The sequence below is a fragment of the Salipiger sp. 1_MG-2023 genome (genome assembly GCF_030547555.1).
Classification (GTDB): Bacteria; Pseudomonadota; Alphaproteobacteria; order Rhodobacterales; family Rhodobacteraceae; genus Salipiger.
This window is the reverse complement of the sequence record NZ_JAUOQN010000030.1, coordinates 25,860-49,107: the sequence shown is the minus strand read 5'-3', so window position 1 is coordinate 49,107 and position 23,248 is coordinate 25,860. Positions and strand designations below refer to the sequence as shown.

19 protein-coding genes and 1 pseudogene are annotated in these 23,248 nt (G+C 66.1%); 8 read left to right on the top strand and 12 right to left on the bottom strand.

From position 1 onward, the window contains the following. Position 1: 1 nt before the first annotated feature. Both Q4543_RS14720 and Q4543_RS14715 read right to left on the bottom strand, forming a co-directional pair. Positions 2–1,141 carry a CaiB/BaiF CoA-transferase family protein gene (locus Q4543_RS14720; protein ID WP_303439296.1) on the bottom strand — a complete coding sequence of 380 codons (1,140 nt, stop codon included), beginning with the start codon at positions 1,139–1,141 and terminating at the stop codon, positions 2–4. Between the two features lie 3 nt (positions 1,142–1,144). After that, positions 1,145–2,344 carry an acyl-CoA dehydrogenase gene (locus Q4543_RS14715; RefSeq protein WP_303439295.1) on the bottom strand — a complete coding sequence of 400 codons (1,200 nt, stop codon included), beginning with the start codon at positions 2,342–2,344 and terminating at the stop codon, positions 1,145–1,147. A 99-nt stretch (positions 2,345–2,443) separates the two neighbouring features. Between Q4543_RS14715 and Q4543_RS14710 the strand changes: the two genes are divergently transcribed. Together Q4543_RS14710 and Q4543_RS14705 are read left to right on the top strand one after the other, a co-directional pair. Continuing rightward, positions 2,444–3,361, top strand: a complete 918-nt coding sequence (locus Q4543_RS14710) for a LysR family transcriptional regulator (protein ID WP_303439294.1) — start codon at positions 2,444–2,446, stop codon at positions 3,359–3,361. Positions 3,362–3,393: 32 nt separating this feature from the next. Further along, positions 3,394–5,697 (top strand): Tex family protein, encoded by a 2,304-nt coding sequence (locus tag Q4543_RS14705; protein WP_303439293.1) that lies wholly within the window; start codon positions 3,394–3,396, stop codon positions 5,695–5,697. A gap of 399 nt (positions 5,698–6,096) precedes the next feature. Here the strand turns inward: Q4543_RS14705 and Q4543_RS14700 are convergent, their stop codons facing one another. From Q4543_RS14700 to Q4543_RS14680, 5 genes are all read right to left on the bottom strand, one after another. After that, positions 6,097–8,262, bottom strand: coding sequence for a DEAD/DEAH box helicase (locus Q4543_RS14700; protein ID WP_303439291.1), 2,166 nt, complete (start codon positions 8,260–8,262; stop codon positions 6,097–6,099). Between the two features lie 107 nt (positions 8,263–8,369). Continuing rightward, positions 8,370–8,912, bottom strand: a complete 543-nt coding sequence (locus Q4543_RS14695) for a DoxX family membrane protein (RefSeq protein WP_303439289.1) — start codon at positions 8,910–8,912, stop codon at positions 8,370–8,372. Next, a complete protein-coding gene (locus tag Q4543_RS14690; RefSeq protein ID WP_303439287.1) occupies positions 8,909–9,595 on the bottom strand; it encodes a DNA-binding domain-containing protein in 687 nt (228 codons plus the stop codon). Before Q4543_RS14690 ends, Q4543_RS14695 begins: the two co-directional genes overlap by 4 nt. After that, on the bottom strand, positions 9,592–10,407 hold the full coding sequence (locus Q4543_RS14685) for a DUF692 domain-containing protein (protein WP_303439285.1): 816 nt from the start codon (positions 10,405–10,407) through the stop codon (positions 9,592–9,594). The genes Q4543_RS14690 and Q4543_RS14685 overlap by 4 nt, the downstream gene beginning before the upstream one ends. Positions 10,408–10,475: 68 nt before the next feature. Further along, on the bottom strand, positions 10,476–10,769 hold the full coding sequence (locus Q4543_RS14680; protein WP_303439283.1) for a DUF2282 domain-containing protein: 294 nt from the start codon (positions 10,767–10,769) through the stop codon (positions 10,476–10,478). Between the two features lie 167 nt (positions 10,770–10,936). On the opposite strand from Q4543_RS14680, the gene Q4543_RS14675 reads away from it, so the two are divergent. Continuing rightward, a complete protein-coding gene (locus tag Q4543_RS14675; protein ID WP_303439281.1) occupies positions 10,937–11,491 on the top strand; it encodes a sigma-70 family RNA polymerase sigma factor in 555 nt (184 codons plus the stop codon). Further along, the gene (locus Q4543_RS14670; protein ID WP_303439279.1) at positions 11,473–12,075 is read left to right on the top strand and encodes a DUF1109 domain-containing protein; all 603 of its coding nucleotides are present in this window, start codon (positions 11,473–11,475) and stop codon (positions 12,073–12,075) included. Before Q4543_RS14675 ends, Q4543_RS14670 begins: the two co-directional genes overlap by 19 nt. Before the next feature lie 111 nt (positions 12,076–12,186). Here Q4543_RS14670 and Q4543_RS14665 read toward each other — a convergent pair whose 3' ends face one another. Both Q4543_RS14665 and Q4543_RS14660 read right to left on the bottom strand, forming a co-directional pair. Beyond that, entirely contained in the window at positions 12,187–12,483 is a 297-nt protein-coding gene (locus Q4543_RS14665; protein ID WP_216006066.1) for an SH3 domain-containing protein, read from the bottom strand. Between the two features lie 738 nt (positions 12,484–13,221). Further along, positions 13,222–14,080 (bottom strand): annotated as a pseudogene (locus Q4543_RS14660) (IS110 family transposase); the annotation flags it as partial. A gap of 465 nt (positions 14,081–14,545) precedes the next feature. Here Q4543_RS14660 and opgC point away from each other — a divergent pair. Continuing rightward, positions 14,546–15,730 carry an OpgC domain-containing protein gene (opgC, locus tag Q4543_RS14655; protein ID WP_303439276.1) on the top strand — a complete coding sequence of 395 codons (1,185 nt, stop codon included), beginning with the start codon at positions 14,546–14,548 and terminating at the stop codon, positions 15,728–15,730. A 41-nt stretch (positions 15,731–15,771) separates the two neighbouring features. Here opgC and Q4543_RS14650 read toward each other — a convergent pair whose 3' ends face one another. Next, positions 15,772–16,656 (bottom strand): LysR family transcriptional regulator, encoded by an 885-nt coding sequence (locus tag Q4543_RS14650; RefSeq protein ID WP_303439274.1) that lies wholly within the window; start codon positions 16,654–16,656, stop codon positions 15,772–15,774. A 103-nt stretch (positions 16,657–16,759) separates the two neighbouring features. Between Q4543_RS14650 and Q4543_RS14645 the strand changes: the two genes are divergently transcribed. Then, positions 16,760–17,254 (top strand): lactoylglutathione lyase family protein, encoded by a 495-nt coding sequence (locus tag Q4543_RS14645; RefSeq protein ID WP_216006039.1) that lies wholly within the window; start codon positions 16,760–16,762, stop codon positions 17,252–17,254. A gap of 392 nt (positions 17,255–17,646) precedes the next feature. Here the strand turns inward: Q4543_RS14645 and Q4543_RS14640 are convergent, their stop codons facing one another. Further along, a complete protein-coding gene (locus Q4543_RS14640; protein ID WP_303439271.1) occupies positions 17,647–20,664 on the bottom strand; it encodes a transporter substrate-binding domain-containing protein in 3,018 nt (1,005 codons plus the stop codon). A gap of 185 nt (positions 20,665–20,849) precedes the next feature. Between Q4543_RS14640 and Q4543_RS14635 the strand changes: the two genes are divergently transcribed. Further along, positions 20,850–21,311, top strand: coding sequence for an Lrp/AsnC family transcriptional regulator (locus tag Q4543_RS14635; protein WP_303439269.1), 462 nt, complete (start codon positions 20,850–20,852; stop codon positions 21,309–21,311). On the opposite strand, the gene Q4543_RS14630 is transcribed toward Q4543_RS14635, so the two are convergent. Further along, positions 21,271–21,738 carry a MarR family winged helix-turn-helix transcriptional regulator gene (locus Q4543_RS14630; RefSeq protein ID WP_216006036.1) on the bottom strand — a complete coding sequence of 156 codons (468 nt, stop codon included), beginning with the start codon at positions 21,736–21,738 and terminating at the stop codon, positions 21,271–21,273. The two genes, Q4543_RS14635 and Q4543_RS14630, sit on opposite strands and share 41 nt — an antisense overlap. A gap of 76 nt (positions 21,739–21,814) precedes the next feature. Here Q4543_RS14630 and hmgA point away from each other — a divergent pair, with 76 nt between their 5' ends. After that, the gene (gene hmgA, locus Q4543_RS14625) at positions 21,815–23,182 is read left to right on the top strand and encodes a homogentisate 1,2-dioxygenase (RefSeq protein WP_216006035.1); all 1,368 of its coding nucleotides are present in this window, start codon (positions 21,815–21,817) and stop codon (positions 23,180–23,182) included. Positions 23,183–23,248: the final 66 nt, after the last annotated feature.

Here is a 23,248-nt window from a genome sequence, read left to right as displayed (position 1 = left end):
CTTAGTCGGCCGAGACTTTCGGCCCGAGCGCCGGTGCGGCGCGGTCCAGCACCAGATCGCTGCGCGAAAAGCCGATCGGGGTGCGCAGCCCGGCGATGCCCTCGGGGGCGATGCGCAGGGCGCGGGCCTCGATCTGGGGCTCGCTCAGCGCCTCGGCCACGGTGTTGATCGGCCCGCCGGGAACGCCCGCAGCCTCCAGCGCGGCGATCAGATCGGCCTTGGGGCGCCCTGCCATGGCGGCTTCGAGCATCGGGCACAGCGTGTCGCGATGCGCAACCCGCGCCGGGTTGGTGGCAAAGCGCGGATCCTTGGCGAGGCCCTCCAGCCCGAGCATGGCGCAAAGCGCGGCGAATTGCCGGTCGTTGCCGCAGGCCACGATCAGGTGGCCATCGGCGCAGGGAAACACCTGATAGGGCACGATATTGGGATGGGCATTGCCCAGCCGCGTCGGTGTCACGCCGCCCAGCAGGAAATTCGCCGCCTGATTGGCCAGAACCCCGACGCCGCAATCCAGCAGCGACAGATCGACCTGCTGCCCCTTGCCCGACCGTTCGCGTTCAGCCAGCGCAGCCTGCACGCCGATCACCCCGTAAAGCCCGGTGAACAGGTCGATCCACGCCACGCCGACCTTTTGCGGCTCGCCGTCCGGCGCGCCGGTCAGATCCATGATGCCGCACATGCCCTGTATCAGGAAATCATAGCCCGGCTGCTTGGCCCGAGGCCCATCCTGCCCAAAGCCGGTGACCGAGGCATAGACAAGGCGCGGGTTCAGCGCCGACAGGCTGTCGTAATCGAGGCCGAATTTCTTCAGCCCGCCAACCTTGAAATTCTCGATCACCACGTCGGCGCCCGCGATCATCTCTTTCAGCGCGGCAAGATCGCCCGCATTCGAGAAATCGCAGGTCACCGACCGCTTGCCGCGGTTGGCGGCGTGGAAATAGGCGGCGACGGTTTCGGTGCCCTGCTCGGTGGGCCGCTCGATGAACGGTGGCCCCCAGCGGCGGGTGTCGTCGCCCTCGGGCGCCTCGATCTTGATGACCTCGGCGCCCAGATCGGCCAGCGTCTGGCCGATCCACGGACCGGCGAGAATGCGCGCCAGCTCGATGACTTTCAGCCCCTTGAGAGGCGCGTCAGAGGTCATGAGTCAGCCAAACGCCTGAATGTCGGTGATGGCGCGGCCAAGGATCAGCGCGTGCACGTCATGGGTGCCCTCGTAGGTGTTCACCGTCTCAAGGTTCGCGGCGTGGCGCATCACGTGATATTCGATCTGGATGCCGTTGCCGCCGTGCATGTCGCGGGCCATGCGCGCGATATCCAGCGCCTTGCCGCAGTTGTTGCGCTTGACCATCGAGATCATCTCGGGCGCGAAGCGGCCCTCGTCGAACAGCCGGCCCACCCGCAGCGAGGCCTGAAGGCCCAGCGTGATTTCCGTCATCATGTCGGCCAGCTTCTTCTGGTAGAGCTGCGTCGCCGCAAGGGGGCGGTTGAACTGGTGCCGGTCCAGCCCGTACTGACGCGCACGGTGGAAACAATCCTCGGCCGCGCCCAGAACACCCCAGCTGATGCCATACCGCGCCCGGTTGAGACAGCCGAACGGCCCGCCCATGCCTTGAATGTTGGGCAGCAGCGCCTCTTCGCCAACCTCGACATTGTCCAGAACGATCTCGCCGGTGATCGAGGCGCGCAAGCTGAGCTTGCCGCCGATCTTCGGGGCGCTCAGGCCCTTCATGCCCTTTTCAAGGATGAAGCCGCGCACCTTGCCGTCATGCGCTTCGGATTTGGCCCAGACCACAAAGACATCGGCGATGGGGCTGTTGGAAATCCACATCTTGGAGCCGATCAGGCGGTAGCCGCCCTCGGTCTTGATGGCGCGGGTCTTCATGCCGCTCGGGTCGCTGCCCGCATCCGGTTCGGTCAGACCGAAACAGCCGATCCACTCGCCGCTGCCCAGCTTGGGCAGGTATTTCTGCCGCTGCTCTTCGGAGCCGTAAGCATAGATCGGGAACATCACGAGGCTGGATTGCACCGACATCATCGAACGATAGCCGGAATCGACCCGCTCGACCTCGCGGGCGACAAGCCCGTATGAGGTATAGGATGCCCCGGCGCAGCCGTATTCCTCGGGGACGGTGACGCCCAGCAGGCCCGCCGCGCCCATCTCGCGAAAGATCTCGGGATCGGTGGTCTCGTTCAGATAGGCATCTTCGACGCGGGGCAGCAGCTTGTCCTGCGCAAAGGCGCGGGCGCTGTCCGCAATCATCCGCTCGTCTTCGCTAAGCTGGTCGTCCAGCAGGAAAGGGTCGGACCAGTTGAAGGGGATACCCTTGTGCGACGAGGAAGACATGTGCGGCTCCGTTGGATCATTCCGTTTGTGCCCGAATAACAGTGGCAAGCGCCGATAAAAAGCGATATTCCCACATCATTACATTCCAGGGAGGAATAGATGAGACAGCGGCGCTTTCTGCCCTCGCTGCGGCTGCTGCTGGCCTTCGATGCGGTGGTGCGGCATCGCTCTGTCACCGCCGCCGCGGACGAGCTGAACCTGACGCAGGGCGCGGTCAGCAAGCTGATCGCCGCGCTGGAAAGCCAGCTCGGGCGCGAGCTGTTCACCCGGCAAAAGCGCCGCCTTGTGCCCAATGCCGCTGCGCTGAGCTATCAGCGCGACATCGGGCGGGCGCTGGATATGGTGCAGCGCGCCTCGATGGCGGTGGTCGCCAACCCCGAGGGTGGCACCCTGTCGCTGGCGGTGCTGCCGACCTTTGCCACCCGCTGGCTTGGGCCGCGTCTGGGGGATTTCCTCGGGCGGCATCCGGGGGTGGCGCTGAATCTGTCGACTCGCATCGGGCGCTTTGATTTCGAAACCGAGCTGTTCGACGCGGCGATCTATTTCGGCGAGCCCGACTGGCCCGGCGCGCAACACCTAAAGCTGTTCGACGAGCGGATCACCGCCTGCGTCTCTCCGGCCTTTGCCGCGCAGCATCCGGTACACAGCCTTGATGATCTGCGCGATCTGCCGACCCTGCGGCTGGAATCGCGGCCCACTGTCTGGGAGGATTGGACAGCCGGGCAGGGCGGCGCCGCCCCCGGCGGGCCCGGGATGCTGATGGATCAGTTTTCCATGATGATTCAGGCGGCAAGTTCCGGCCTTGGGATCGCGCTGCTGCCCGATTACCTCGCCCGGATCGAGATCGCCGAAGGGCGGCTGGTGCCGGTGCTGAAACAGGCGGTGCCGGTGCGCGGCGCCTATTGGCTGGTCTGGCCCGAGACGCGGCACGAGGACGCTGCACTTGGCGCCCTGCGCGGCTGGCTGGCGGGAACGCTCGGCGCGGGGTCTTCCACCGCTGCGCACGGGGGGCTATGAAGAGCCTCCGCGCCCAACAGGAGAGACAGCACATGGACCGCGCCAGCCGCATCAACCGGACCATCGGCACCGAGATCAGCGCCACCCCCGCGCAGGTCGCCGCCGCCGTCAAACTGCTGGACGAGGGTGCGACCGTGCCCTTCGTCGCCCGCTACCGCAAGGAAGTCACTGGCGGGCTGGATGACACGCAGCTGCGCACGCTGGCCGACCGGCTGGGCTATCTGCGCGAAATGGACGACCGGCGCGATGCCATCCTGAAATCCATCGCCGGGCAGGACAAGCTGACCGAGGCGCTGGCGCTGTCGATCGCGCAGGCCGACACCAAGGCCCAGCTTGAGGACATCTACCTGCCCTACAAGCCCAAGCGCCGCACCAAGGCGATGATCGCCCGCGAAAACGGGCTGGAGCCGCTGAAAGACGCCATTCTTGGCGATCGCAGCGCCGATCCCGAAACGCTTGCGGCGGGCTTCATCACCGAGACGGTGACCACCATCAAGGACGCGCTGAACGGCGCGCGCGACATCCTGACCGAAGAGCTGGCCGAAAACGCCGAGCTGCTGGGCAGCCTGCGCGGCTATCTCGCGCGCGAGGCAGTGATGAGTGCCACCGTGGTGCCCGGCAAGGAAGAGGCCGGCGCCAAGTTTTCCGACTATTTCGCCCATACCGAAAAATGGGCCAATGTGCCGTCGCACCGGGCGCTGGCAATGATGCGCGCCTGGAAGGAAGAGGTGGTGCAGATCGACATCGGCCCCGATCCCGAAGGCGGGGCGGATCGCTGCGTCGACATGATCGCGGCGCGGCTGGGGCTGTCGGGGGCGAGCTTTCCGGGCGATAAATGGCTGCGCGGCGTTGCGGGCTGGACATGGCGGGTCAAACTGTCGTCGTCGATGATGCTCGATCTGCTGGCCGATCTGCGCGGGCGCGCCCAGGACGAGGCCATCGCGGTCTTTGCCCGCAATCTCAAGGATCTGCTGCTGGCGGCTCCGGCTGGGGCGCGGGCGACGCTGGGGCTTGATCCGGGCATTCGCACCGGGGTCAAGGCGGCGGTGGTCGATGCCACCGGCAAGCTGTTGGCGACCGACACGATCTATCCGTTTCAGCCCAAGAACGACATCCGCGGCGCGCAGATGGCGATCCTGAACCTGATCTCGAAACACGGGGTCGAGCTGATCGCCATCGGCAATGGCACCGCCTCGCGCGAGACGGAAAAGCTGGTAAGTGACACGCTGGCGATGCTGCCTGCGGCGGTGGCCAAGCCGGTCAAGGTCATCGTCTCCGAGGCGGGCGCCTCGGTCTATTCCGCCTCGGAACTGGCGGCGCGGGAATTCCCCGATCTGGATGTCAGCCTGCGCGGCGCGGTGTCCATCGCCCGCCGCCTGCAGGATCCGCTGGCCGAACTGGTCAAGATCGAACCCAAGAGCATCGGCGTCGGCCAGTACCAGCACGATGTCGACCAGCACCGCCTTGCCAAATCGCTTGAAGCGGTGGTTGAGGATGCGGTGAACGCGGTGGGCGTCGATCTCAACACCGCGTCGGCGCCGCTGCTGGCGCATGTGTCAGGGCTTGGGCCGGGGCTGGCCGAGGCGATCGTGCTGCATCGCGACACCAACGGTGCCTTCAACTCGCGCCGAGAGCTGCTGAAGGTGGCGCGCCTTGGCCCGCGCGCCTTTGAACAATGCGCCGGTTTCCTGCGGGTGACCAATGGCAAGGAGCCGCTCGATGCCTCGTCGGTTCACCCCGAAGCCTATGATCTGGCGCGGCGCATCGTAAAGGCCTGCGGGCGCGATCTGCGTGCCATTCAGGCCGATCCCAAGGTGCTGTCGGGGCTGGATGCCCAAAGCTTTGCTGACGAGCGCTTCGGCCTGCCGACAGTGCGCGACATCCTGTCGGAACTGGAAAAGCCCGGCCGCGACCCGCGCCCCAGCTTCAAGACCGCCACCTTTGCCGAGGGTATCGACGACATTCGCGATCTCAAACCCGGCATGCGGCTGGAAGGCACGGTGACCAATGTCGCCGCCTTTGGCGCCTTCGTGGATATCGGGGTGCATCAGGACGGGCTGGTGCATGTCAGCCAGTTGGCCGACCGTTTCGTCAAGGACCCGCATGAGGTGGTCAAGGCGGGCGACGTGGTGCAGGTCCGGGTGACCGAGGTCGACGTGCCGCGCAAGCGCATCGGCCTGACCATGCGCAAGGACGGCGGCAACTCTGCAAAAGAGGCGCAGGCGGCGCGCGGTCCGGCCAAGGGCAAACCGATGCGCACTGCATCAAAACCCCCGGCCAAAGAGCAGACCGGCGCCTTTGGTGCGGCCCTTCTGGACGCGATGCGCAAACGCTGATCGCCCGCGCAGGGTCGTTTGCGAGACCCTGCGCATCCGCATGTCGTTGCCGACCGGCTTGGTCACCAGACCGGCCCCCGGAATCTGATCCGGGGTGCCGGGCACGTACTCGTCGTAGTCGGTCATGAAAATGATGCTCAGATCGGGCCGCGCGGCGCGGGCCTGACGGGTAAGCGTCCACCGGTGCTGCTGTCGCGCACAGACAGTTGCACATAATCGCCGGGCGCAAGATCGCCGTGCATCGGCGATGCTGGCGCAAGTGATGCCGATGGCGATCTACCCGCCGGCTGACATAGCCTGCCCCGGTGGGTGACCGGATCGGATGCTTCGTCTGTCTTGAAAGGACAGATAAGGACAATAGCAAAACGCCCCGCAGCGATGCTGCGGGGCGTTTTGGGATCAGGGGCGCTTGCCGCGGCGGGGCGTGTCGCCCCCGCCCACGGGGCGGTTCGGCTTGCCGCCGGGCTTGGCGAACTTGCCAGCGGGTTTGCCGGGGCCCTTCGGACCGGGCTTGCCGCCGGGTTTGCCGCCCGGAGGCGTAAAGCGCTTCGAGGTGTCATTGGCAGAGGCGCGCGGCGCACCGTCGGGCTTGGGGCCGCGGGGGCCGGATTTCGGGCCGCCCTTCGCTGCCCAGTCCGGCTTGCCGGGGCGCGCGGGTTTTCCGGCTCCGCCGTGGTTGACGCGCGGGGCGCGATGCGGGGCGTCAGGGCCGGTTTCCAGCGGCTTGCGCTCCGGGCGCGGGCCACGTGCTTCGCGGTCGGGGCGGTCAGCCCGCTGCTCGCGCGGAGCGCGGCCTGCATCGTCGTCGCGCTTGGGGCGCGGAGCGCGGTCTGCATCGTCGCCCCGCGGCGGACGCGGCTTGCGCTCGCCCTCGTCACGATCCTTGCGGGGGCGATCCGGGCGCGGGCCACGCGGCCCCTCGGACCGGGGGCCACGCGGGCCATCCTGACGCGGACCGCGCGGGCCATCGCGGCGCGGCTGCGGCGCAAATTCCGGCACGCTGTCCAGAACCCGGGCCGAGATGCCATCTTCGAGCAGCCCGCCATCGCCCAGCGAGGCAACAAAACCATCGACGCTCGACTGGGTCAGCTCGACATAGGTCTCGCCTTCCTGCACGCGGATGGCACCGATGTCATCCTTGCTCAGGTTGCCGGCACGGCACAGCAGCGGCAGCAGCCAGCGCGCCTCGGCGCGGTTGTCGCGGCCAACCGACAGCGAGATCCACTTGCTGGGGCCGAATTCGCGCGGCGCGCGTTTTTCAGGCTTGGCATCGGCAGGCAGCAGGTCTTCGGGCGCGGCCTGTCGCGACTGGTGCAGCCGCAGATAGGCTGCGGCGATCACCTCGGGGCTGCGCTGCGCCAGCAGGGTCGCGGCAAAGGCGGATTCTTCGGCGGTGATCGCTTCATCCCAAGTCGGATCGGCCAGCAGCCGGGCCTCGTCCTGAGCGCGGATCGCATCGGCGGAAGGGGCCTCGACCCAGTTGGCGTCGATCTTGGCCCATTTCAGCAGGCGCTCGGCCTTCTTGGCAACGCGCGGCGGCACGATCAGCGCCGAGATGCCCTTGCGCCCGGCGCGGCCGGTCCGGCCCGAACGGTGCAGCAGGCTTTCGGTGTTGGTCGGCAGATCGGCGTGGATCACCAGATTGAGGTTCGGCAAATCGATGCCGCGCGCCGCAACGTCGGTGGCAACGCAGACCCGTGCCCGCCCGTCGCGCATCGATTGCAGCGCGCGGGTGCGTTCGTCCTGGCTCAGCTCGCCCGACAGGCTCACCACCGAGAGGCCGCGATTGGTCAGCCGGGCAGTCAGGTGGTTGACCTGCGCGCGGGTGTTGGCGAACACGATCGCGCCCTTGTCATGGTGAAAGCGCAGCATGTTGAAGATGCCATGTTCCGCATCGGGGGCGGCAACGCGCACCGCCAGATATTCGATGTCGGAATGCTGCTTGCTGTTGCTGATGGTGCTGACGCGCTGCGCATCGCGCTGAAACGTCTCGGCCAGTTTGGCAATCGCCGGCGGCACCGTGGCCGAGAACAGCAGCGTGCGCCGGTCTTCGGGGGCTTCGCCAAGAATGAATTCAAGGTCTTCGCGGAATCCGAGATCGAGCATCTCGTCCGCCTCGTCGAGCACCACGGCGCGGATGCCCGACAGATCGAGCGCGCCGCGCTGGATGTGATCGCGCAGACGGCCCGGCGTGCCGACGACGATATGCGCCCCGCGTTCCAGCGCGCGGCGTTCCTGCCGCGCGTCCATGCCGCCAACGCAAGAGGCAAGAGAGGCGCCGGTGCGCGCATAGAGCCAGCTTAGCTCGGCCTTGACCTGCGAGGCCAGCTCGCGCGTCGGCGCGATAACCAGCGCCATCGGCTCGGCGGCGGGGCCGAAACTGGGGGACTCGCCCAGCAGGGTCGGCGCGATGGCAAGGCCGAAGCCCACCGTCTTGCCAGAGCCGGTCTGGGCCGAGACCAGCAGGTCGGACGAGGCCAGGTCGGGGTTGCTCACGGCCTCCTGAACGGGGGTGAGCGTGTCGAAGCCACGCTCGGCGAGCGCCTCGGACAAGGAAGTGATCATGACAGGGAATTCCAGGGGCAGCGAAAAGGGGGCAAGATGCCGGGGGGCGCCATGCACGGCGCCGGATCATTCCCTTTAAGGCATGTCCCTTCACAAGTACAGGGGGTTTATCCGGATATATCGGCCTTTCCTGACCAAAGCCGTGGCAACTGCCGGTCAAGCGACAAGGCGCCGCCCCCGCTCAGCGCCAGCACGCCCAGCAGCCAGGCCCAGAGCAGCCGCTGATCCCAGAGCGGCGCGGCGGGGTCGCGATCAAAGGGCGCGCCGATTGTTTCGGGGCCAACGCCATGGCCGTAAAGATCGGTCAGGGTCATGACTGCCAGAAACCCCAGCATCGCTACCGCGCTTAGCCTTGTGAACAGCCCCAGCAGCAGCAGCAAAGGCAGGACAAATTCCGCCGCCGTGCCCGCAGCCGTGATGACATGCGCCAGAAACGGCAGCGCCGAGGGGTCATAGCCCGTCGCTTCAAGCTGGCGCGGGAACACCTGCGCATAGGCGTTTGGCGACAGCGTCAGCCCGTCAAGCTTGGTGCGCGCCGAGGCCCAGAAATATCCGGCAAGCACCGCGCCAAAGACCAGTCGCGCCGAAAGCCCGATCAGGGGAGCGGCGTCGATTCGCGCGGTTTCGATACGGTGGAGCTGGGCAATCATGGCATTGGCCTTTCGATCAGGGCGCCCGCCGAGAACAGGCAGGCAAGGATGGCGGCGTGGTCGGTGCCTTGTGGCAGCGCATCGCCAAGCGCGGTGCCCTGCGACAGGGCTGCGAGGGTATCGGCGGTGCCGTTCGGGGCCGGCGCGATCTGCAGCGACAGGGCGGGCCGAGTGATCAGGACTTCGCCTGCGGGCGCGGCCTCTAGATCGGGCCGGTCGGCGTTGCGCGCCCAGATCGACAGCGCGGGATAGCGGGTGCGCAGCAACCGCACCGAAGGGTGCGGCGCAAGGCGCAGCGCATCGGGGTCGGCCTCGGCAAGCCGCGCCGGATCCAGAGAGACGGCATCGGCGGCGTGGGTCGCCTCGCGCCGAGCCTGTTCGATGGCGGCCACCTCGGGCAGCCATGGCAGCGCGCTCAGCGGGGCAAAGCGCGCCAGCCAGCCGGGCAGGGCGTCGCCGTAGAGCGCCATGATTGGCGAGCGCGGCGGGTGGGCGCGCAGGAATTCGCGCGCCATGGCATCGAAGAAAGCGTCGCCGACAAGGCGTCGCACCGCCGGGAATGCCTCGCGCAGGGTGGCGGTCAGCGCGCCGGTGACCGAGCCGCGGTAGACCTCGAACCGATCCGCACCAACCGGGGGCGGCGCGTCTGACAGCAGCGCAGCGGCGAAGGCGGGCTCGCTCATGCCGGCACGCCTTGCAGTATATGCGCAGCGCGGGCAGCCTCGGCTTGCAGGATGGCGAACTCGGGCAGATCGGCATCCCATTCGATCAGTGTCGGCAACGGGCCGCTGCGTGCGATCACATCGGTATACAAGGCCCAGACCGGATCGCCGACCGGGGCGCTGTGGCTGTCGATCAGCACATCCTCGCCCGGGGAATGGCCCGCCAAGTGTATTTCGCCCACCGCATCAAGCGGAAAGGCGGACAGGTAGCCGCGCGCTTCAAACCCAAGGTTCTGCGCCGACAGAAAGACGTTTTCGATATCAAGCAGCAGCCCGCAGCCGGTGCGCTGCACGATGGCGGCCAGAAAGGCGGTTTCGCTCAGCGTGCTGTCGTCAAAGCGCAGGTAGCTGGTGGGGTTTTCCAGCAGCATCCGCTGCCCGATCGCCTGCTGCACGGTATCGACATGGGCGCAGATCCGGTCCAGCGTAGCTGCGGTATAGGGCAGGGGCAGCAGATCGTTGAAATAGGCCCCGCCATGCGACGACCACGCCAGATGTTCGGAAAACTGCGCGGGCTTGAGCCAGTCGAGCAGGTGGCGCAGCCGGGCCAGATGCGCGCCGTCCAGCGGGTCTTCGCCGCCGATCGACAGGCCGACCCCATGCGCCGAGATCGCGAAGCGCTGCGCCATCTCCGCGAGCAGGGCGAGGCGCGGACCGCCTTCGACCATGTAGTTCTCGGCATGGATCTCCAGCCAGTTCACGGCGCCGGGATTGTCCAGCGCCGCGGCATGTTGCGGTTTGAAGCCGATCCCGGCAGAGGGGGGCAGGGGCATGGCGGTCTCCTTGCGTGGGGGCTTGACCGGGGAAAATGGCGCGGCGGGAGCCGCCGCGCCGGTCGGGGTCACATCGGGATGTCGCGATCGAGCTCTTCGAGCGAGCCCATGCGGGCCGTGCCATCGGCCATCGCGGGCAGTTCGATCTCGGTGCAGGTGCCGGCGGGCACCAGCGACCATGCGTTGCCCTGATAATCGACCTTAGAGGTGCCGGCGCAGGTGGTGCCGGGGCCGGCGGCGCAGCCGTTTTCGCCCGCCATGGCGACGCCATAGCATTTCTCTTGGCCTGCGGCATGGGCGGGCAGGGCCATCTGGGCGAGGCCGGCGGCGATGGCGAGAGCAAGGGGTGTACGTGCGGTCATGGTCTGTCTCCGATGTTGAACCTTGCAGATCATTGTCTGCACAGTGGTCTTCGGATGGAGTGGCAAGGATGTTACGCTGCTCGCGGTCTCGTGATGCGCTGTAATGATCGCGCAGATTTTTTACGGGGCGCTGTAACAGGGGGGCGCAGGTTGGCGTATACAAGCGTATGACGGGACCGGATGCCGAGATCGAAGCACTGATGCGGCAGGGCCTTGCGGGAGATCGCAAGGCCTATGGGCGGGCGCTTGCGCTGCTGGCGCCAAGGATGCGCGCCATGGCGTCGCGCGATCTGCCGCAGACCATGGCGCATATGGCCGAGGATGTGGTGCAAGAGGCGCTGCTGTCGATCCATCTCAAGCGTGGCAGCTGGGAGCCATCGCGCCCGCTGCTGCCTTGGGTGCGGGTGATCGTCAAGCACAAGGCCATCGACGCGCTGCGCGCCGGGGCCCGCCGACAGCACGAACCGATCGAGGATCACCCGCAGATCGGCGCGCCCGAGGTCGACCCGCTCGAGGGGCTGCACATCGAACAGGCGCTGGCCCGGCTGGCGCCGCGCGATGCGGAGCTGGTACGCGAACATGCGGTGATGGGGGCGGATGCGGAAACGCTGAGCGCGCGCTTCGACCTGTCGCCGGGCGCTCTGCGGGTGGCGCTGCACCGGGCGCTGCGACGGCTCGCCGAGGCCGCCAGAAAGGATGAGGAATGGAGACCGACAAACTGATTGCCGCCCTTGTGGCAGACGAGACAAGCCCGACGCGCCCGCGCCTTGCAGCGCGGGTGCTGTCGGGGCTGATGATCTCGGCGCTGCTGCTGGTGCTGTTCTGGCATGTGCGTCCGGACTGGGCGCAGGCGGTCGCGCGGGGGCCGGCGCTGGTCAAGCAAATGCTGCCGCTGGGGCTGGCGTTGCTGGCATGGGTGCTGCTGATCCGCCCCGCGCCCGACCGGCGACTGCCGCTGCTGCCCTTTGCCGCGGTGGCGGGGCTGGCGGCGATTGGCTGGGGGGCGTCGGTGCTGCGCGGCGGCGACGTGATGGGCGACAGCGCCCTGATCTGCCTTGTGTCGATTCCGTTCCTTGCGCTGCCGGTGGCGACTGCATTGCTGCTGGGCCTGCGCCACCGGATCGAGCCGCGCCCGGCGCAGGCCGGGCTGATGGCGGGGCTGTTCGCCGGGGCCGCGGCGACGGTGATTTACGCGCTTCATTGCAACGAGGACGCCCCGGCGTTTTTCCTGCTCTGGTACGGGCTGGGCATCACCATCAGCGCCCTCGCGGGGCGCGCGGCGGGCAAGCGGATGCTCGGCGTTTAAAAGGGGCCGCGCCTTGATGCGGCTTGCGCGGCGACCCTTCGGTTCATACCGGCAGCGGCGCGCACAGTGCCGCCGGTCTTCAAGTCCGCCAAGGCCCTCGCCCAGGCCGGATCAGACCGCCCGCAAATAGGCGAAGGAGACATAGCCCCTAAGCCCGCCCGGCCGGTCCATCACCACTTCGCACCAGCGGGTGCCGCCGGTCTGGGTGCACTCCTGCACCCGCACCACGGTGCCATTCGGCAGCCCGGTGATGATGTTGAAGCCGGTGCCCGGCCCGCCCCGCATCTTGAGCATGTCGCCGGATTCGACGCCATGCACCTCGTAGCGGTCTGCAAAGACATCGGCGGGAGAGCCGCTGCACGCGGCCATCAGCATGGCGCCCGCCAGCGCGCCAAGGGATCTGCGCATCATTCCACTCCTTCGGTTTGCCCGTATGATATGCCTCGCGGGGCAGTCTAATGCCAACCGGGGCCGAGCGAAACGGCGATGTCGGGAATTCATCCTCGTAACGAGGCTGTCGCGCTTGCTGTCGGGCGCGTCCTGCCTTTGTCGGATGCAGCCAGAGACCTGAAGCGGCTATGTTCTGTTGACCCGGCGCGCCCGAACAGACTGAATACCCGGCCGTCTGCGCGACGGTGGCAAACCGCGCCAAAGCCGTTTCGTCCACGCGGAACCCGTTCGGTATCGCCTGTGCGGCGGCTTCTTGATGGCCTAATCTATTTGATGGCCTAACAGGCTGCTGATAAACTCCCCGGATACATCTGATTTTGCCAGCCTTGTTGGGGCGTGACCAAGGCGAAAATGATCATCTCCACGAGGGCGCGGCTGAGTGGGGTATATATACACCTCCTCTCTCTCTCTCTCCATCGGAGTTTTTCAGCGGCCTGCTCTCATGACCGCTGTCAACCCTTTGGTTCACGTCAAATAATCCGGCGAGGCCGGGCGCAATGTAGTGTAGATGCGCAAGGTAGGAGACGGAACTGAGACGACGGTTGAGCAAGCTTGTCCTATCCAGAATCGGGCTTCCCGGTAATTGGAAGCCACTGCCCGCCACGGCATTTATGGCGGGCAGTGGCGGCGGTTGCATCGCAGCAAGCTTGGCCTTGCAGGGCCGCATGAGAGTATGATCAGCGCCCGCCGGGCGAGGCCGCTGCCGGCTTTCGTGATACCTCCGCGGCGCACGGTGGCACCGCTGGAAAATTCCGAAGGCGTGAGCCCGAGATAGGCCATCAGCTGACGCGGATTGTCGAACCGCTGGAAATCGCCGACCTCGGCCACCACGGTTACTGCGACGATGAAGGCCACGCCCCTCATCGCTTGAACCGCCTCGACCACCGGGGCCAGCGACCAGCTCGGGAGCAGGTCGGCAATCTGTGTCGTGAGCCTCTCGACACGGGCTTCGGCGTCGCAGACAGCATCGACATACTCCTGGAACACGATCTGCTGGGCAGGGTGCTCAAAGCGCACCGTGGTCAGCCAGCGACGGCAGGCGACTGTCCAGCCCTTCTTGCCGGGATAGATGCGGCCGTGCCGCAGCAGGAGCCCCTGCAAATGCTGGCGCGCCTTTTCCAGAACCCGCATCGCGCTCGCCCGTGCCCGAACGAGATCGCGCATCGCCTCATGTGCCGCGTCCGGAATCCATACAGCTGTCAATTCGTCTGCTCGATGCAGCTTGGCCAGCATCACTGCATCGCGGCGGTCGGTCTTCACACGATCGCCCGCCTTCACCGGAATGAGCGAGGGTGCGAGCACGATGCAGTCATGCCCCATCTCGACGAGTTGCCGGTGCAGACCGTCGCCGCAAGGCCCGGCCTCATAGCACAAACACAACCGGCCTCCGCTCGCAGCCAGCTTTTCCACCAGCTTACGGACATGATCAGGCATGATCAGGGCGGTGCGGCACCGTCCCCCAATGCCGGACCTCTCCGCCGCGCTCTCCCATCGCAACCGCGACTGAAATCGTCGCCTTATGGACATCCAATCCGATGAACCTGCTACCCTGCATGTGGTCTCTCCCCCATTCTTGAGGCTCGGCGCTCGCCAACCGGACGCAACCCTCGAAAGGAGAATGCCGCGCGAGAGGCCACCAGCCCAGTCAGGCTCACTCCGCGATCATGGGGTCTAATCTATCATCGAGTTTCGTGTCCAAAGCCCGCGCGCGACCGGATCGTGACCGCAACGGGCTGAGTCGAGGTCGCTCGCAGTTCTAACCTTGATCATGCGAATGCCTTGCCAACTCCCGGGGGGCAGCGTTTCGTGCGGAAGAGTGCATCTTAACCATGATGCCTGAAATTGCCTCGGCGGTGATACGCCGTAACGTGCCCGGCCATGCAACCGATATTGAGCAAGCTCGTTGTAGCAGGTATCTAAACTCTCCTTTGGGACCGGCTCTTTCCCGGACCATCAGTCGCGCGGAGCGATTCCGGCCATTCTGGCCGGTGCCAAACCGCCTCGTTCGGACGATGATGTGATGAAACGCCTCGATTTCCTGGATGGGCTCCGGGGGTTCTTCCTGCTGACGATGGTTCTGTCGCATCTTGTGCTTCGGGACGGGCTCTGGCTTCAGCATCTGCACTTCCGCGAGCTGATGTTCGTTGAAAGCACGCAGGGATTCGTCTTTATGTCGGGGCTGATGTTCGGCCTGACGCAGGCGCGGCGTTACCTGCGCAGCGGCTATGATGCGATGCGAAGAGCGGTCAGCGCGCGCATGGTCGAGCTTTGGATCTGGACCATCGGGCTTATTTTCCTCGGGTTGCTGATGCGCGATCTGGCGCCCGGCGGCATCGTGGCGTGGCAGAACTGGCTGGGCACCGCCTCGGCGAGCGAGCCGGTGCGGGTGCTGGCGATTCTCTCGCTGCTGTTCCAGCCGACCTTTCTGGATATCCTGCCCATGTACATTCTGTTCATGGGGGTGGCGCCCTTCGTGATCCGCTGGGTTCTCGCCGGGCGCTGGATGCTGGCGGCGGGGCTGTCGGCGCTGGTCTGGACGATCTGTCAGCTTGAACTGCCGGGGCTGGTGTCGGCGCCGCTCGACGTCCTGCTGACCGCCTCCGACAAGCAAGGCGTGCGCATGGCGTTCGACCCTCTGGGCTGGCAGGTGCCGTTCATGGCGGGGCTGGTGCTGGGCGCGCTCTGGGCCGACGGGCGCATCGACTGGGGGCAGGTCTTTGGCCCGCGCAGCCGCGATCTTGCGCTGGTGGCGCTGCTGTTCGTGCTGCTGTTCGCGCCGCTGCGCATCGCCACGGCGCACGGGCTTTTCAGCAAAGAGATGTACCGCCTGTTCGCCCCGTTCGAACACCGCAGCAACTTTGGCCCGGTCTACCTGCTTAACTTCATCCCGGCGGCGTTCCTGTTCGCATGGGTGGTGATCGCGGGACGCGAGGCCGCAAGCGCATGGCTGCGGGGGGTGTCGCGCGCCCTGCGCTGGGTGTTCACGCGCCCGATGCTGTGCCTGCTCGGGCGTCACTCGCTCGAGGTCTACGCATGGCATGTCGTGCTGGTCTATGCGGTGCGCTATCTCGACAGCCTCTGGGGGCCGAGCGGGCAAGGTTTCAACACGCTGCTGGCGCTTTACACGGTGGTGCTGCTGTGGGTGCCGCCGCTGTGCCGGGAATGGTATCGCAGCCGGCTTGGGGTGCCCGGGCCGCGGGCCTGACAGGGGCAGCTTTTCCGCGGCATTCGGCCCCGGGGCCATGCTCACAGCACCTCGAGCACTGCCATGATTTCACCGCGCACCCGCTCTGTCCGGGCGGCGGCAACCCGGTTTCGGCGCTGGATCAGCCACAGATCATGTCGAACCGGGTGCGGCAGCGCGGCGATGGACAAGCGCGCGCTGTCGCGAAACCCGTCCACGCCGCTTCTGGGCAGGATCGTATAGCCAAGGCCGCGCACCACGGGCTCGGGGATCTGGCCGATCTGGTTCACGAAGCTGCGCCGCGCAAGGGTTTCGGACCCGCGATAATCCTGCGGAAAATTCGCACCAAGAAGCTCATCCGCATGGGCGTAACCGTCGGGATGAGCGATGAAGCCAAGCTGGTCGAGATCGGCAAGGCTCTGCGGCGCGGGGTGCCCGACCGGCAGCAGCAGGCATAATTCATCCTGCCCGGCGCGGTGGCCCTCGAGCCGGGGATTGGTCGGGGGGTGGCTGACGATGCCCAGATCGACCGCGCCGTCCAGAACGTCTTCGAGAATGCGTGCCTCTGGTGCGGCGTTCAGCATCAGGCTCAGTCCCGGCGCATCGCCCATCAGCTTCAGAAAGCGGGGATAGAGCAACAGCGCGATGGAGCCCGAACAGCTCACGCTGACCTCGCCCTTGTCCGGGTCGTCAAAGCGCAGCGACTGGCGCAGCTCGCGCTCTTCGGCGCGGCGGCGCTGGCCGATGGCCAGCAGCGTCTCGCCGAGCGGCGTCAGGGTGAAGCTTTTGCCATCGCGTGACAACAAGGCTTGGCCCAGCTGCGCTTCCAGCTTCCTGAGATGCTGGCTGACCCCCGGCTGCGTCATGTTCAGCGCGCCGGCCGCGCGGGTGAAATGGCCGGTGTCGCACAGCGTCACAAAGGTCTCTAGCCAAGTTGCGTTGATCAAGGGTTGATCCATTTCGTTATGATTTCGAAAGCAAATGATAATTGGAGTTTATGCTCCAGTCACCCCAGATGACAGTCAGACACGAAAGAAGGACATCATGACCATGACCACCCCCAGAACCTTTTCCCATATCGGCCTGTCGGTTCCCGATCTCGACAAGGCCGTCGAATTTTACCGTGACGTAATGGGCTTTTACGTCATCATGGAGCCGACCGAGATTGCTCAGGATGACAGCGACATCGGCGTGATGTGCGACGATGTCTTCGGCCCCGGCTGGGGCAAGTTCCGCATCGCGCATCTCTCGACTGCCGACCGGATCGGGTTCGAGCTGTTCGAATTCCCGCAAAACCACCAACCCGACAACAACCTTCCCTACCGCCAGACCGGGCTGTTTCATTTCGCCATTCAGGACCCCGATCTGGAAGGGTTGCTGGCACGGATCGTCGCGGCGGGCGGCAAGCAGCGCATGCCGGTGCGGGAGTATTTCCCGGGCGAGAAGCCCTACCGCATGGTCTATGTCGAAGACCCGTTCGGCATCGTCTTCGAGCTTTACTCGCATAGCTACGAGCTGACCTATTCCGCCGGCGCCTATAGCTGAGACTCGCCGTCACGACCGGCTGTTGTCAGGCTTGCGCGAAAGACCCGCGCGGCCACGGCGCTGATGGGCCCGCGCGCAGCCCGGATACCCGTCACAAGCCCGCCCGCTATTTCGTGTAGCGGGCGGGCGTTCCTTTGTCTGGCAACGCCATCCGGCCGGTCAACTGGCGTGCTTGAGGCGTTGTGCCACGAGACGCGGCGGCGGCGCGGCGGTATAATATTGCTGCGAAAAGTGACAGTGGGCCTTGGCCAAATAGCCGGGCCTGTCGCCTCCAGCCTACTGGCCTGACGATCACGCCTAATCCGACTTATGTAATCTTTGTAGATAACGCCCCCTGTCGCCGTGATCGCAACAGGCGGGTGCCCACGGGGAACCGGGGGCCTGCTGTGCGCCTAGCCGCCCGGCGTGTCCAGCGCATCGCGGATCGCCTGCGCCAGATGGGACAGCGGGAAGGGCTTTTGAAGCACTTGCACCCCGTCCAGATGCACCGTCTCGACATTGGCGAACCCTGTCATCAGCACGATGGCGGTGCCGGGGTGGTGTGTTCTGAGATGATGTGCAAGATCGATGCCCGACAGGCCCCCCGGCATGACGATATCGCTTAGCACAAGATCGAAATGCGTGCCGGTTTCAAGCATCGTGATCGCCGCCACCGCTGTCGGGGCGGCTTCCAGTGTATAGCCGAGCTGCGTAAGCGAACCCGAGATGCAGCGGCGCAGATCCTCCTGATCATCGACCAGCAGGATGTGGGCGCCGTTGCCCGGTTCTGGCGCGGGGTCTGCGGGCGCGATCGCAAGGGGCGCATCGCCGGTCGCGCGCGGCAGGCGCAGGCGCACCGTGGTGCCATGCCCGGGCTCGGAATAGATCGCGAGATGGCCGTCGGCCCGCTGCGCGAAGCTTTCGACCATCGCCAGCCCAAGCCCGGTTCCGCCGATGTCGCGCTTGGTGGAAAAGAACGGATCGGCAGCGCGGCGGCGTACGCTTTCGGGCATGCCGGGGCCGGTATCGCTGACCGCGATCTCGATCATCGCCCGTGGCGGCGCGCCGTCGTCGCTCCAGTCATAGCAGCGCAGATGCAACGAGATCCGGCCCTTTCCCGAGGCCCCGAGGATGGCATCCCGCGCGTTGATGACAAGGTTCAGCAAGGCGTTTTCCAGCTCGCCGCCATCGCACCAGACGAACAGGTCGGGATCGGGGTCGGGGATGTCCAGCGTGACGCCGGCGCCCGCCACAGGGCGCGACAGCTCACGCAGGGCGCTGAAACAGCTGGCCAGATTGATCGCGCCCGGGGCCTGCGGCGATTGGCGGGAAAAGCCCAGCAGGCGCCGGGTCAGATCGCTGCCCCGCTCGACCGAGTCAAGAATGCCGGTGAAGGTCTCGGCAAGCGCATCGCTCGCCGTCAGCCGCGCCAGTTCGGCGCGATACTGGATCGCGGCAAGGATATTGTTGAAATCATGCGCAATGCCGCCCGCCAGCAGGCCAAGCGAGGACAACCGCTGCGAACGGTCCAGCTTTCGCCGGTTCAGCTCGTTGTCGTTGTCGTCCTCGACGATCATCAGCGCGGTCAGGCCGGTGCGCCGGGCGCTGAGCTGATCCGACGTGACCCGGACATAGCGCGGTGGATCTGCCGTCGAGGCACGGAACAGATAAAGCGGCCCGTCGGTGGCGGCGCCATTGACCACGCGGTGGGCGGGGTTGCTGTCGGGGGGCAGTTCGGTGCCGGTGATCGGGTCGAGAAACTGCGCGTCGGCGGGCCATGGCCGAGGCTCCGCGCCGTCGGGCAGATGCAGCAGCGCGCGCGCGCCGGGGTTGGTCACCGCGATGTGCCCGCCTTTGGCAAAGCCGATGATGGCGTGACGCGTGCCCTCCAGAATCGCCGAGAGGCGATCGCGGGCCGCCGCGGTTTCGCGCCTCAGGCGCTCGGCCCGGCGCGCGGCGCGCAGGATCTGTGCCACGAACAGCGCCCCGCCCGCCGCAATGGCAGCGCCGGCCAGCAGTAGCAGCAGGCGCACCCGATCCTGTGTCCAGAACGGTGTCGGCTCCAGCCAGTCGCGCGCCAGCGCCCGATATTGCGCCGAGCCCAGAAAGCCCGGGATCACCACGTCAAGCCGCCGCCGGATCTCGCCCAGATCCGGGCGCAGCGCCACGGCGAGTTCCGCCGAAAACAGCGGCGAGTCCAGCCTGGTGATGCGCTCTTGCGCCGCGATCTCCTGAAGATACTGCCCGAAGGACAGGCGGGGAAACACCAGCGCGTCGAGCGTGCCGTCGAGCAGCGCCTCGGCCCCGGCGGCGGCGCTGGACACCGGGACAAGCGGGCGGTTCAGCGCGGCCTCGATCTCGGCGCGGATCGGGCTGGCAGACAGCACGCCGATGCGCCCGCCACTTGCCCCAAGCAGGCCGCCCGCCGGAACGAAGGTGGCATATTCGATGGTCTGCACCGGCAACGAGAAATGCAGGAACTTGGCTTCGACCGGGTTGATGCTGCGCGCGGGCACCATGTCGAAGACCCCGGCGCGCGGGCCGCGGGCCCAGCTGTCGCGGCTGACTTCGGTGAAGCGCAAGGTCAGGTCGGCGCGCTCGGCCAGCGCCCGGAGAAGCTCGACCGCAAAGCCGCTTGCCCGCCCATCCGGGCCGATGACCTGATAGGGCGGGAAGGGCGAAACGCCCACGGTCAGCACATCGAGCATCGGCGCAGCCGGCACCAGAAACCAGCGCAGGCGCAAGGCATCCACCGCACCGCTCGCCCTGAGCGCGGCAATGGCGGCGTCGATCCGAGGTGCCAGCCCCGCATGGCGTTTGTTCAGGATGGCGTGAAGTTCGCCGGTTCGCACCGCCGGAAAGCTCGCCCGCACCAGATTATCCAGCCCGGTGGTGCGCAGCAGCGGTTCGGCAAAGCTGTGCAGGATGATGACGCCGTCCAGCTCCTTGGTCAGCAGGCTGGTAAAGGCGATGGCCTCGTCATCGAAGGGCACGATCTCGACCGCTTCGGGCAGCGAGAGCCGGTTTGAGATCGTTCCGCGCAGAACCCCGATCCGCCCTTGCGAAATCGTGTCGATGGTGATGTCGGCGGGCGCGTCGCGGCGCAGGTAGAGCATCAGTTCGACATCAGAAACCGCCGACAGGGTCAGGTTCTGCGTCTCGAGCATGGGCATCGCGGCCAGCAGGCTCAGGTCTGTGTCGCCCTGCGCGACCGCACCAAGCACCGCAGCGGGCGTGTCGTAACGCACAAAGCGCAGATCAAAGCCCGCGTCCTGCGCGACAAGGCGCAGCAGATCGGCGGAAAAGCTGCTGACCTCGCCGCTTTCGGACAAGAAGCTGAGCCCGGGCGTTGCGGTCCATGGCACGGTGAGCACGGGGCGCGTGGCATCCTGCGCCGAGGCAAGGCCCGGACCCAGGCAAAGCAACATCATGAACAGGCAAAAAACGCGCATAACGGGTACGGTACCGTTCAGAACAACCTTTTAGAGTGATAGCCGCAAATGCACGGCGTTGATAGTCAAACCCGGCGCCGGCCCTGCCCACCTCTGGACGTTGCGCGCAAAGAAAGGCAGAGTGGCGCAGGAAACCTGCAGATTTAGCCTGAAAAGTGCGCCTCATGCAGCTTGATTGCTTCGATCATGCCATTCTTGTTGCATTGCAGCGGGATGCAACCGTCTCGAACGCCGCGCTGGCCGAGGTGGTGCACCTGTCCGCGAGCCAGATTTCGCGCCGGCGGGCGGCGCTGGAGGCAGCGCAGGTGATCCTTGGCTATACGGCGCGGTTGAACGCCGGACTGCTGGGCTTTGGCCTCCGGGCGATCACACGGGTCAACCTGCGCAGCCACGGCCATGGCGGCGACCGCGACTTTGCCCGCTTTGTCGCCGGACGGCCCGAGATCTGCGCCGCCTTTTCGGTATCGGGCGATGCGGATTACGTGCTGGATATCCGGGTGCGCGATCTGGATGCCTACGCGGCCTTCATCCACGACTGGCTGCTGCCGCAGACGCAGGTCGGGCAGGTGCGCTCTGAACTGGTGCTCAAGACCCTGAAGGATCGCGGCGGCCTGCCGCTGGAGTGACGCAAAGCTGTTCGAGCAGGCGGCGCAGTGTTTTGGCGTCGCGCTTGCCCAGCCGGGTTTCCAGCGCCGCCTCGTAGTCGCGCGCCGCACCGCTGAGATAGTCGAACGCCTCGCGCCCCGGCGGGCGCAGCGACAGCCGCTCGCTGCGACGGTCCTGCGGGCTGATGACACGGGCGAGGAATCGCTTTTCCTCAAGCGCACGAACGGCGCGCGACACCTTTGTCTTGTGAATCCGGGCCCGGTCCGAGATCTCCTTGGCGCTCAGCTCGCCATAGCGACCAAGGTGATAGAGCACCCGCCATTCGGTGCGCAGCATCCCGTATCTGTCCCGGTATGTTTTTGAAAAGACGTCACTTTGCGCTTCGGCAGCGAGGTTCAGAAGATAGGGCGTAAACTCGCCGATTTCAAAAGCATCTTCGGATTTCATATTTTCTGTCACAGCCTCTTGTTAGTTACAAAAGTAACTAACATCATGTCAGCAATCAGTCGAGGGAGGAGACCTCATGAACGATCTGAGCAAGACTTCCGGCCTCACACGGGCCGCTGGCATCAGCGCGCTGCACGACGGCTACATGCCCGGTTTCGGCAATGATTTCGAAACCGAGGCGCTGCCGGGCGCGCTGCCCGAGGGGATGAATTCGCCGCAGCGCTGCGCCTACGGGCTTTATGGCGAACAGCTGTCGGGCACCGCCTTTACTGCGCCGAGCCATCAGAACGAGCGCACATGGTGCTATCGCATCCGCCCGTCGGTGAAGCATTCGCACCGCTATGAAAAGATCGCCCTGCCCTATTGGAAAAGCGCGCCTTGCGTTGACCCGGACGTGACCAGCCTTGGCCAGTACCGCTGGGACCCGGTGCCCCATACCGACGCGCCGCTGACCTGGCTGACGGGGATGCGCACCATGACCACGGCTGGCGATGTCTACACGCAGGTTGGCATGGCATCGCATATCTATCTTGTGACGCAGTCGATGCAGGACGCCTATTTCTACAGCGCCGACAGCGAGTTGCTGGTGGTGCCTCAGGAAGGGCGGCTGCGGTTCTGCACCGAGCTCGGGGTGATCGACCTTGAGCCGTCGGAGATCGCCATCCTGCCGCGCGGGCTGGTTTACCGTGTCGAGCTGGTGGACGGCCCGGCGCGTGGCTTTGTCTGTGAGAATTACGGCCAGAAGTTCGAACTGCCGGGGCGCGGCCCGATCGGGGCCAACTGCATGGCCAACCGGCGCGATTTCAAGACGCCGGTGGCGGCGTTCGAGGACCGCGAGGTGCCATCGACCGTCACCATCAAATGGCAGGGGCAGTTTCACGAGACAAAGATCGGCCATTCGCCTCTGGATGTGGTGGCATGGCATGGCAATTACGCGCCGGTGAAATACGATCTGCGCACCTATTGCCCGGTGGGCGCGGTGCTGTTCGATCATCCCGATCCGTCGATCTTTACCGTGCTGACGGCGCCCTCGGGCGTGGCGGGCACCGCGAACATCGACTTCGTGCTGTTCCGCGAGCGCTGGATGGTGGCCGAGAACACCTTCCGCCCGCCGTGGTACCACAAGAACGTCATGTCCGAGCTGATGGGCAATATCTACGGTGAATATGACGCCAAGCCTCAGGGCTTTGTGCCCGGCGGCATGAGCCTTCACAACATGATGCTGCCGCATGGGCCGGACAACGAGGCGTTCGAAAAGGCGAGCCTTGCGGATCTGGGGCCGGGCAAACTCGATAATACCATGAGCTTCATGTTCGAGACGCGGTTTCCGCAGCATCTGACCGGCTTTGCCGCATCGGAGGCGCCGTTGCAGGACGATTACATCGACTGCTGGGAGAGCCTGAAGAAGCGGTTCGACGGCACGATCGAGGGCAACTGGGACTGAGGCTGCGACGGGCGGAGAGGGCCGAGGGGGGCACTGCCCCCCGCGCCTGCGCGCTCCCCCCGGGAT

Excerpts from the sequence above, each read along its gene's own strand:
- Q4543_RS14720 (WP_303439296.1), bottom strand. The coding sequence starts at position 1,141 with ATGACCTCTGACGCGCCTCTCAAGGGGCTGAAAGTCATCGAGCTGGCG.
- Q4543_RS14715 (WP_303439295.1), bottom strand. The coding sequence starts at position 2,344 with ATGTCTTCCTCGTCGCACAAGGGTATCCCCTTCAACTGGTCCGACCCT.
- Q4543_RS14710 (WP_303439294.1), top strand. The coding sequence starts at position 2,444 with ATGAGACAGCGGCGCTTTCTGCCCTCGCTGCGGCTGCTGCTGGCCTTC.
- Q4543_RS14705 (WP_303439293.1), top strand. The coding sequence starts at position 3,394 with ATGGACCGCGCCAGCCGCATCAACCGGACCATCGGCACCGAGATCAGC.
- Q4543_RS14700 (WP_303439291.1), bottom strand. The coding sequence starts at position 8,262 with ATGATCACTTCCTTGTCCGAGGCGCTCGCCGAGCGTGGCTTCGACACG.
- Q4543_RS14695 (WP_303439289.1), bottom strand. The coding sequence starts at position 8,912 with ATGATTGCCCAGCTCCACCGTATCGAAACCGCGCGAATCGACGCCGCT.
- Q4543_RS14690 (WP_303439287.1), bottom strand. The coding sequence starts at position 9,595 with ATGAGCGAGCCCGCCTTCGCCGCTGCGCTGCTGTCAGACGCGCCGCCC.
- Q4543_RS14685 (WP_303439285.1), bottom strand. The coding sequence starts at position 10,407 with ATGCCCCTGCCCCCCTCTGCCGGGATCGGCTTCAAACCGCAACATGCC.
- Q4543_RS14680 (WP_303439283.1), bottom strand. The coding sequence starts at position 10,769 with ATGACCGCACGTACACCCCTTGCTCTCGCCATCGCCGCCGGCCTCGCC.
- Q4543_RS14675 (WP_303439281.1), top strand. The coding sequence starts at position 10,937 with ATGACGGGACCGGATGCCGAGATCGAAGCACTGATGCGGCAGGGCCTT.
- Q4543_RS14670 (WP_303439279.1), top strand. The coding sequence starts at position 11,473 with ATGGAGACCGACAAACTGATTGCCGCCCTTGTGGCAGACGAGACAAGC.
- Q4543_RS14665 (WP_216006066.1), bottom strand. The coding sequence starts at position 12,483 with ATGCGCAGATCCCTTGGCGCGCTGGCGGGCGCCATGCTGATGGCCGCG.
- opgC (WP_303439276.1), top strand. The coding sequence starts at position 14,546 with ATGAAACGCCTCGATTTCCTGGATGGGCTCCGGGGGTTCTTCCTGCTG.
- Q4543_RS14645 (WP_216006039.1), top strand. The coding sequence starts at position 16,760 with ATGACCACCCCCAGAACCTTTTCCCATATCGGCCTGTCGGTTCCCGAT.
- Q4543_RS14640 (WP_303439271.1), bottom strand. The coding sequence starts at position 20,664 with ATGATGTTGCTTTGCCTGGGTCCGGGCCTTGCCTCGGCGCAGGATGCC.
- Q4543_RS14635 (WP_303439269.1), top strand. The coding sequence starts at position 20,850 with ATGCAGCTTGATTGCTTCGATCATGCCATTCTTGTTGCATTGCAGCGG.
- Q4543_RS14630 (WP_216006036.1), bottom strand. The coding sequence starts at position 21,738 with ATGAAATCCGAAGATGCTTTTGAAATCGGCGAGTTTACGCCCTATCTT.
- hmgA (WP_216006035.1), top strand. The coding sequence starts at position 21,815 with ATGAACGATCTGAGCAAGACTTCCGGCCTCACACGGGCCGCTGGCATC.